The following is a 9,101-nucleotide window of genomic DNA, read 5'->3' on the forward strand; positions in this document are numbered from 1 at the left end:
ACCTTTTGAGGTGTCCAGGTTTATTGGACCACTACACCCCCGCCCTCTCCCAGAGGGGGAGGGGAGAAAACCGAAAAGGGAGAAACGTACAAGTCTTTCACCTAGTTCTCCCGACCTAGTTCCACTTACCTATCCCATTCCCCTTCCCCTCCTCGCCCGACGAATAGGCGGGGGCGCGGCATCGGCCTACTCTGGCATCACTCTTCAAAGTGACTCCGGAAACGGCCATGTCTTCAGCATCGCACCCTTCTTCATCCGCAGCGCCGGTCCCGCCCGGGGGCTGGATGACCCTCTGGTCCAGCACCTTCGCCTTCACCATCTGCTTTGCCGTCTGGATGATGTTTGCGGTGCTCGGCATCCCGCTCAAAGCCGAACTGGGCCTTAGCGATACCGAGTTCGGCCTGCTGGCAGCCACGCCTGTGCTCAGCGGCTCGCTGGTGCGTGTGCCGCTAGGTATCTGGACGGATCGCTACGGCGGTCGGATCGTGTTCTTCGTGCTGATGCTGCTGACGGTGGTGCCGATCTGGCTGATTTCTTATGTCCACACGTTCTGGCAACTGCTGGTGCTGGGACTATTCGTCGGGCTGGCCGGCGGCTCGTTCTCGGTGGGCACGCCCTACGTCGCACGGTGGTTCCCGCGTTCGCGGCAGGGTCTGGCGATGGGCATCTTCGGCGCCGGCAACTCGGGGGCCGCGCTGACCAAATTCGTGGCGCCAGTACTGATCCTCGCGGCCGGCACCTGGGAAATCGTGCCGAAGGTGTACTCCGTGGCGATGCTCGTCACCGCCGTGCTGTTCTGGGTGTTCTCGCGCAGCGATCCTTCGCACCGCTCGGCCTCGGCCACGAGCTGGCGCGCACAGATGGCGATGCTGCGCGATCCACGCGTGTGGCGCTACTCGCAGTACTACTCCGTGGTGTTCGGCGGCTACGTGGCGCTGGCGCTGTGGATGACCAAGTACTACATCGGCGAATACGGCTTCGACATCAAGACCGCTGCCTTCCTGGCCGCCTGCTTCTCGCTGCCGGGCGGCGTGCTGCGCGCGATCGGCGGATGGATCTCCGACCGCTACGGCGCGCATCGCACCACGTGGTGGGTCATGTGGATCAGTTGGGTGGCGTTCTTCCTGCTCAGTTATCCGAAGACCGATTTCACGATCTACACCGCCACCGGTCCGCAATCGTTCCACATCGCGCTGACGCCCACGCTGTTCACGATCCTGATGTTCGTAGTGGGCATCGCGTTCGCCATCGGCAAGGCATCGGTCTTCAAGTTCATTTCGAATGACTTCACGCACAACATCGGCGCGGTATCCGGGGTGGTGGGCCTGGCCGGCGGGCTTGGCGGCTTCATCCTCCCGATCATGTTCGGTGCACTGGCCGACCTCACCGGCATCGGCAGCAGCTGCTTCATGTTGATGTACGGCACGGTCTGCGTAAGCCTGGTCTGGATGCACTACAGCCACCGTGGCGAACGTTCGGCACCCTCAACCCTCATTCCCCAACAATCATGACCAGTTCCGTACTGACCCGCTGGGAGCCCGAGAACGCCGTGTTCTGGCGCGCGGAAGGCGAGCGCATCGCCTATCGCAATCTCTGGATCTCGATTCCCGCACTGATGCTGGCGTTCGTGATCTGGATGCTCTGGAGCGTAGTGGCGGTCAACCTTGACCGCGCCGGCTTCCAGTTCAGCAAGAACCAATTGTTCTGGCTCACGGCCTTGCCCGCGCTGTCTGGCGCCACGCTGCGCATTTTCTACTCGTTCCTCGTTCCAGTCTTCGGCGGACGGCGCTTCACCGCCATCTCCACCGCCCTGTTGCTGATCCCGGCGCTCGGCATGGGCTTTGCCCTGCGTGATCCCTCGACAAGCTACCCCACACTGCTGGTGCTGGCCCTGTTGTGCGGCCTGGGTGGCGCGAACTTCAGTTCGTCGATGGCCAATATCAGCTTCTTCTTCCCCAAGGCGAAGAAAGGGCTGGCAACGGGATTGAACGCGGGTATCGGCAATCTCGGCGTATCGGTGGTGCAGTTCGTCACGCCGCTGGTGGTGTCGCTGGCCGTGTTCGGTGCGCTCGGCGGTGAACCGCAAACCCACACCGCCAATGGCGTATCGCAAAGCCTCTGGTTGCAGAACGCCGGCTTCATCTGGGTGCCGTTCATCGTGGTGGCGTCGCTGGCCGCGTGGTTCGGCATGAACGATATCGCCTCGGCACGCGCATCGTTTGCGGAGCAGGCCGTGATCTTCCAGCGCAAGCACAACTGGCTGATGTGCTGGCTCTACATCGGCACGTTCGGCTCGTTCATCGGATTTTCTGCCGGACTCGCGCTGCTGACGAAATCGCAGTTCCCCGGCATCAATCCCACGGCTTACGCATTCCTCGGCCCGCTGGTCGGCGCGCTGACGCGCCCGGTGGGCGGTTGGATTTCGGACAAGCTCGGCGGGGCGCGCGTCACGCTGTGGACTTTCGTCGGCATGATTGCCGCCGTCTGCGCGGTGCTGGCCGCCCTGCCCCACGACGGCAACGTCGGCAACTTCCAGGCATTCCTGGCTGCGTTCATTGTGCTGTTTGCACTGGCGGGCGTGGGCAACGGCTCCACCTTCCGCATGATTCCGGTGATCTTCCTGACCGAGCGCCAGCGCGCCGCCGCCGGGCGTGGCGACGCGGCGCAAAAGCAGGCGCTGCAGGACGCGGGCAAGGAGTCCGCTGCAGTGCTGGGCTTCTCCGGTGCAATCGGCGCCTACGGCGGCTTCTTCATCCCCAAGAGCTTCGGCACATCGCTGGAGATGACCGGCACGCCCGATGCCGCGCTGTATTGCTTCATCGCCTTCTACGTGAGTTGCGTACTCGTGACGTGGTGGTACTACGCCCGTCGCAATGCCCCCATGCCCTGCTGAGTGCAAGTCACCCCTTCCAGGCCCCACAAAACAAAGCAAGTCGGAGTACATAAGACATGTCTCACTTTCTGGATCGATTGAAGTTCCTGTCGCGGATCAAGTCCACGTACGCGGATGGGTATGGCACCGTGGTCAACGAGGACCGCAAGTGGGAAAACAGCTATCGTAGCCGCTGGCAGCACGACAAGATCGTGCGGTCCACGCACGGTGTGAACTGCACCGGCTCGTGCTCGTGGAAGGTCTATGTCAAGAACGGCCTGATCACCTGGGAAACCCAGCAGACCGACTACCCGCGCACCCGCCCCGACCTGCCCAATCACGAACCGCGCGGCTGCCCGCGTGGCGCGTCGTATAGCTGGTACGTCTACTCGGCCCAGCGCGTGAAATACCCGATGATCCGCGGCCGCCTGATGGAGATGTGGCGCGAGGCACGCAAGACCATGGACCCCATCGCCGCGTGGGCATCGATCAGCCAGGACCCCGAGAAGGCCGCCCGCTACAAGAGCGTGCGTGGCCAGGGTGGCTTCGTGCGCGCCGACTGGAACACCGCCACCGAAATCATCGCCGCCGCCAACGCGTTCACGGTGAAGGAATACGGCCCCGACCGCGTGATCGGCTTCTCGCCCATTCCTGCGATGTCGATGGTGTCGTACGCCGCCGGTGCCCGCTACCTGAGCCTGATCGGTGGCGCCTGCCTGTCGTTCTATGACTGGTATTGCGACCTGCCACCGGCCAGCCCGCAGATCTGGGGCGAACAGACGGATGTGCCCGAATCTGCCGACTGGTACAACAGCACCTACCTGATGGTCTGGGGTTCGAACGTGCCACAGACCCGCACGCCCGATGCGCACTTCTACACTGAGGTCCGCTACAAGGGCACCAAGACCGTGGCCGTGTCGTCGGACTTCGGTGAAATGGTCAAGTTTGGCGACATCTGGCTCGCGCCCAGGCAAGGCACAGATGCCGCGCTGGCCATGGCGATGGGTCATGTCGTGCTCAAGGAATTCCACGCCAACGGCAAGTCCGCGTACTTCCGCGACTACATCCGGCAATACACCGACATGCCGATGCTCGTGGCGTTGCGTGACCAGGACGGGACGCTCGTGCCCGACCAGTTCCTGCGTGCATCGCAGCTCGACGGCAACCTCGGCGAGGCCAACCAGCCAGACTGGAAGACACTGCTGATCGACGAGACCACTGGCGACATCGTCGCACCCAATGGCTCCATCGGCTTCCGCTGGGGTGAAGGCGCCCACAACGGCGGCGAGAAGGTAGGCCGCTGGAACCTGGAGATGAAGGATGGCGGCACGGGGCGCGACATCATGCCGCGCCTCTCGCTGATGGGCCATGACGATGAAGTCGTCGAGGTAGGTTTCCCCTACTTTTGCGGCGAACACGCCGACCTGCTGACGCGCCGCGTCCCGGTGCGCTGCCTGACGCTGGCCGATGGCAGCAAGGTCCACGTGGCCACGGTCTACGACCTGCAAATGGCGAACTACGGCGTGGATCGGGGGCTGGGCGGCCCGAACGTGGCAACGTCCTTCGACGATGACGTACCCTACACCCCAGCCTGGCAGGAGAAGCATACGTCCGTGCCGCGCAAGCTCGTGATCCAGGTGGCGCGCGAGTTCGCGGACAACGCGGATCGCACGCAGGGCAAGAGCATGGTCATCGTGGGCGCCGCACTGAACCACTGGTATCACAACGACATGATCTATCGCGGCATCATCAACCTGCTGATGATGTGCGGCTGCGTGGGCAAGAGCGGCGGCGGCTGGGCGCACTATGTGGGACAGGAGAAACTGCGGCCGCAGTTCGGCTGGGCACCGCTGGCGTTCGGCCTCGACTGGTCGCGTCCGCCACGCCAGATGAACGGCACCTCGTTCTTCTACAGCCACACCAGCCAATGGCGCCACGAGAAGCTCGGCGTGGACGAGATCCTCGCGCCCACCGCCGACCGCAAACGCTACGAGAACCTGTCGCTGCTCGATCTCAACGCGAAGTCCGAACGCATGGGCTGGTTGCCCTCGGCCCCGCAACTGGGCCGTAACCCGCTCGACGTGGTGGCCGATGCGCGCGCCGCCGGCAAGGACCCCATCGCCCATACCGTCGAACAGTTGAAGTCCGGCACGTTGCAATTTGCGTGCGACGACCCCGACAACCCCGCCAACTTCCCGCGCAACATGTTCGTCTGGCGCTCGAACATCCTGGGCAGCTCGGGCAAGGGCCACGAATACTTCCTCAAGTACCTGCTCGGCACGCAGAACGCCGTGTTCGGGGATGAAAACGACGCGATCAAGCCGAGCGAAGTCACCGTGCGTCCTGCCGCCGAGGGCAAGCTCGACCTGTTGACTGTGCTCGACTTCCGCATGAGCACGACCTGCCTGTATGGCGACATCGTGCTGCCCACGGCCACGTGGTACGAGAAGGATGACTTGAACACGTCGGACATGCACCCGTTCATCCACCCGCTGTCCGAAGCCGTGCAGCCGTTGTGGGAAAGCAAGACCGACTGGGAAATCTACAAGGCCATCGCGGCAAAGTTCACCGAGATCGCCGGCCCGTATCTCGGCACACGCGAGGATCTGGTCTGCACGCCACTGCTGCACGACACCCCGGGCGAACTGGGCCAGCCCTTCGAGCCGAAGGACTGGAAGCAAGGCGAATGCGACCTGATCCCGGGCAAGACCGCACCGTCGATGACCGTGGTGGAGCGCAACTACGCGGACATCTACAAGAAATTTACATCGATCGGCCCACTGCTCGACAAGCTCGGCAATGGCGGCAAGGGCATCAATTGGGATACGAAGCACGAAGTGGGCGAGATCGGCCACCTCAGCAAGACCGTGACCGAGCCCGGCGTGAGCCAGGGCCGGCCGCGTCTTGAGACGGCCATCGACGCTGCCGAAATGATCCTGACCTTCGCACCCGAGACCAATGGACACGTCGCGGTGAAAGCCTGGGAGGCGCTGTCGAAGATCACGGGTCGCGATCACACGCATCTGGCCGAAGGCCGCGAGCACGACAAGATCCGCTTTCGCGATGTGCAGGCGCAACCGCGCAAGATCATCTCCGCGCCTACGTGGTCGGGTCTGGAATCTGAGGAAGTCAGCTACAACGCCGGCTACACCAACGTGCATGAACTGATTCCATGGCGCACGCTGACTGGCCGCCAGCAGTTCTATCAAGACCACCGGTGGATGCTCGATTTCGGCGAAGGTGCATGCGTCTACAAACCGGCCATCGACACCAAGACCGTGAGCCCCATGCTGGGCCGCAAGCCGAACGGCAACCCCGAACTCGTGCTGAACTGGATCACGCCGCACCAGAAGTGGGGCATCCACTCCACGTACTCCGACAACCTGCGCATGCTGACGCTGTCGCGCGGCGGTCCGCACGTGTGGATCTCGGAAGCCGAGGCCAAGGCCAACGGCATCCGCGACAACGACTGGGTGGAAGTGTTCAACGTGAACGGCACGCTGACCGCCCGCGTGGTGGTATCGCAGCGTGTGCCCCAGGGCATGTGTCTGATGTACCACGCCCAGGAAAAGATCGTGAACGTACCGGGCGCCGAGACCAGCGGCATGCGGGGCGGCATCCACAACTCCGTCACGCGCGCCGTCACCAAGCCCACGCACATGATCGGCGGCTACGCGCAGTTGGCCTACGGCTTCAACTATTACGGCACGGTCGGCAGCAATCGCGACGAGTTCGTGATCCTGCGCAAGATGAACAAGGTGGACTGGCTCGAAGGTCCGCGGAAAGAAGACCCCTCCCCCCGAAACAAGGCAAAGAAGTCTGAAGGAGCCCCGCAATGAAGATCCGCGCACAAGTGGCCATGGTGCTGAACCTCGACAAGTGCATCGGCTGCCATACCTGCTCCGTGACCTGCAAGAACGTATGGACCAGCCGCGAAGGCGTGGAATACGCCTGGTTCAACAATGTCGAGACCAAGCCCGGCGTAGGGTTTCCGAAGGAATGGGAAAACCAGGACAAGTGGAACGGCGGCTGGAAGCGCAACGCCGACGGCAGCCTGACGCCGCGCCAGGGCGGCCGCGCGAAGATCCTGTCGAACATGTTTGCGAATCCGAACATGCCGCAGATCGACGACTACTACGAGCCGTTCACCTACGACTACGAGCATCTACAAAAGGCGCCGCTGGTGGAAACCCCGCCAACGGCGCGCCCCGTCTCCGCCATCACCGGCAAGAAGATGGAGAAGATCGAATGGGGTCCGAACTGGGAAGACGACCTCGGCGGCGAGTTCGACTCCCGCAGCCGCGACAAGCTGTTCGACAACATCCAGAAGGACATGTACTCGACGTTCGAGAACACCTTCATGATGTATCTGCCCCGTCTGTGCGAGCACTGCCTGAACCCGACCTGCGTGGCGTCCTGCCCGTCCGGCTCGGTCTACAAGCGCGAGGAAGATGGCATCGTGCTCGTCGACCAGGACAAGTGCCGCGGCTGGCGCATGTGCATCTCCGGCTGCCCTTACAAGAAGATCTATTTCAACTGGCAGAGCGGCAAGGCCGAGAAATGCGTGTTCTGCTATCCGCGTATCGAAGCCGGGCAACCCACGGTCTGCTCGGAAACCTGCGTCGGACGCATCCGCTATCTCGGCGTGATGCTCTATGACGCGGACCGCATCGAGCAAGCCGCGTCGGTGGAAGATACACGCGACCTGTACCAGTCGCAGCTCGACATCTTCCTGGACCCGAACGATCCCGCCGTTCAGGCCGAGGCGCTGCGCCAGGGCATTGCGCAAAGCTGGATCGATGCCGCGCGCAAGTCGCCCGTCTACAAGATGGCTTGCGAGTGGAAGGTAGCCTTCCCGTTGCATCCCGAGTACCGCACGCTGCCGATGGTCTGGTACATCCCGCCGCTCTCTCCGATCCAGTCGGCCGCCGAATCCGGCTTCATGGGCATGAACGGTGTGATCCCGGACGTCAAGAGCCTGCGCATCCCCGTGCAATACCTCGCCAACCTGCTGACGGCCGGCGATGTGATGCCTGTGCTGTCGGCGCTTGATCGCATGCTCGCCATGCGCGCGTACAAGCGCAGCCAGTCCGTGGATGGCGTGGAAGACCTGGCGGTGCTGCGGCAAGTGGGCCTGACGCCGGCCCAGGTCGAGGAGATGTACCAGATCATGGCCATCGCCAACTACGAGGATCGCTTCGTGGTGCCTTCCGCCCACAAGGAAATGGCCGAGGACAGCTTTGACGAGAAAGGCAGTTGCGGTTTCAGCTTTGGCAACGGCTGCTCGGGCGGCACTTCGGACGGCACGCTGTTCGGCAAGAAGAAGCCACAGCCGGAAGTCGCCTACGCAGACCTGCCTACGTCGCGCCGCAAGGCGCTGGCCACCTGAACCGGGAAACGAAGATGAAAATTCATACCGTACTGAGCGCCCTGCTCACCTACCCGGACGAATCGCTGCTCGACAGCCTCGACGAGATCGAGCAGTGCCTGGCCGAGTGGCCGCAGGCCCGCACGTTGCTGGCCCCGCTCACCGACCTGTTGCGCAGCACGTCGCTGATTTCGCTGCAGGAAAACTACGTGGCCACCTTCGACCGCAATCCGTCCCACTCGCTGCACCTGTTCGAGCATGTGCATGGCGAGAGCCGCGATCGCGGCCAGGCAATGGTGGACCTGTTGGAGGAATACCGACGCGAAGGCTTCGACCTCGTCACATCCGAATTGCCTGACTACGTACCGCTGTTCCTGGAGTTCCTGGGCGTACTCGCGCTGGATGGACGAGAGGCACACGCCGAGCAGTTGCTAGGCGACGCCATCCACGTGCTCGCTGCAATCGGTGATCGGCTGGCGCGCAACGACAGCCCATATGCGAGCGCATTCGCCGTGCTGCGCACGCTGACCGATGTCCAGCCGCAGGCACAGCAAGACCCGCCCGTGCGCGATATGGACGAGGCCATGGAGATGTTCGGGCCGGGGGCAGACGGGGTGGAGCCGCTGCTTGGCCCCGGCTCGGGTTCGCTCCCCTCTCCCTCGTGCGGGAGAGGGGTTGGCGGAGAGGGGAAGCATGTCGCCACTATCCAGTTCCTCGCAAAGCCACCGCCGGCCCTCTCCCCCGCCCCTCTCCCGCACGCGGGAGAGGGGAGAAAACAATCGGAACTCGCCTCTCAATCGTAAAACCAGAGAAGAAACATCATGAACCTGGTCAACCAATTCCTCTTCGGCGTCTATCCGT

General features: G+C 63.1%; 5 protein-coding genes. All 5 read left to right on the forward strand.

The window, feature by feature from the left end; all coding sequences use genetic code 11:
• Positions 1-227: 227 nt before the first annotated feature.
• From ABDB81_RS29630 to narJ, 5 genes are read left to right on the forward strand one after another with little or no spacing between them, the layout of a single operon-like run.
• Entirely contained in the window at positions 228-1,511 is a 1,284-nt protein-coding gene (locus ABDB81_RS29630; protein WP_137926200.1) for a nitrate/nitrite transporter, read from the forward strand.
• Entirely contained in the window at positions 1,508-2,893 is a 1,386-nt protein-coding gene (locus ABDB81_RS29635; RefSeq protein ID WP_346814313.1) for a NarK family nitrate/nitrite MFS transporter, read from the forward strand. Before ABDB81_RS29630 ends, ABDB81_RS29635 begins: the two co-directional genes overlap by 4 nt.
• A gap of 56 nt (positions 2,894-2,949) precedes the next feature.
• Entirely contained in the window at positions 2,950-6,711 is a 3,762-nt protein-coding gene (locus ABDB81_RS29640; RefSeq protein WP_346814314.1) for a nitrate reductase subunit alpha, read from the forward strand.
• The gene (gene narH / locus ABDB81_RS29645; RefSeq protein ID WP_346814315.1) at positions 6,708-8,261 is read left to right on the forward strand and encodes a nitrate reductase subunit beta; all 1,554 of its coding nucleotides are present in this window, start codon (positions 6,708-6,710) and stop codon (positions 8,259-8,261) included. Before ABDB81_RS29640 ends, narH begins: the two co-directional genes overlap by 4 nt.
• 14 nt (positions 8,262-8,275) lie before the next feature.
• A complete protein-coding gene (gene narJ / locus ABDB81_RS29650) occupies positions 8,276-9,043 on the forward strand; it encodes a nitrate reductase molybdenum cofactor assembly chaperone (RefSeq protein ID WP_346814316.1) in 768 nt (255 codons plus the stop codon).
• The last annotated feature ends 58 nt before the right edge of the window (positions 9,044-9,101 follow it).

The sequence above is a fragment of the Cupriavidus sp. DL-D2 genome, assembly GCF_039710735.1.
In the GTDB taxonomy this organism is placed as follows: domain Bacteria; phylum Pseudomonadota; class Gammaproteobacteria; order Burkholderiales; family Burkholderiaceae; genus Cupriavidus.

Excerpts from the sequence above, each read along its gene's own strand:
- ABDB81_RS29630 (WP_137926200.1), top strand. The coding sequence starts at position 228 with ATGTCTTCAGCATCGCACCCTTCTTCATCCGCAGCGCCGGTCCCGCCC.
- ABDB81_RS29635 (WP_346814313.1), top strand. The coding sequence starts at position 1,508 with ATGACCAGTTCCGTACTGACCCGCTGGGAGCCCGAGAACGCCGTGTTC.
- ABDB81_RS29640 (WP_346814314.1), top strand. The coding sequence starts at position 2,950 with ATGTCTCACTTTCTGGATCGATTGAAGTTCCTGTCGCGGATCAAGTCC.
- narH (WP_346814315.1), top strand. The coding sequence starts at position 6,708 with ATGAAGATCCGCGCACAAGTGGCCATGGTGCTGAACCTCGACAAGTGC.
- narJ (WP_346814316.1), top strand. The coding sequence starts at position 8,276 with ATGAAAATTCATACCGTACTGAGCGCCCTGCTCACCTACCCGGACGAA.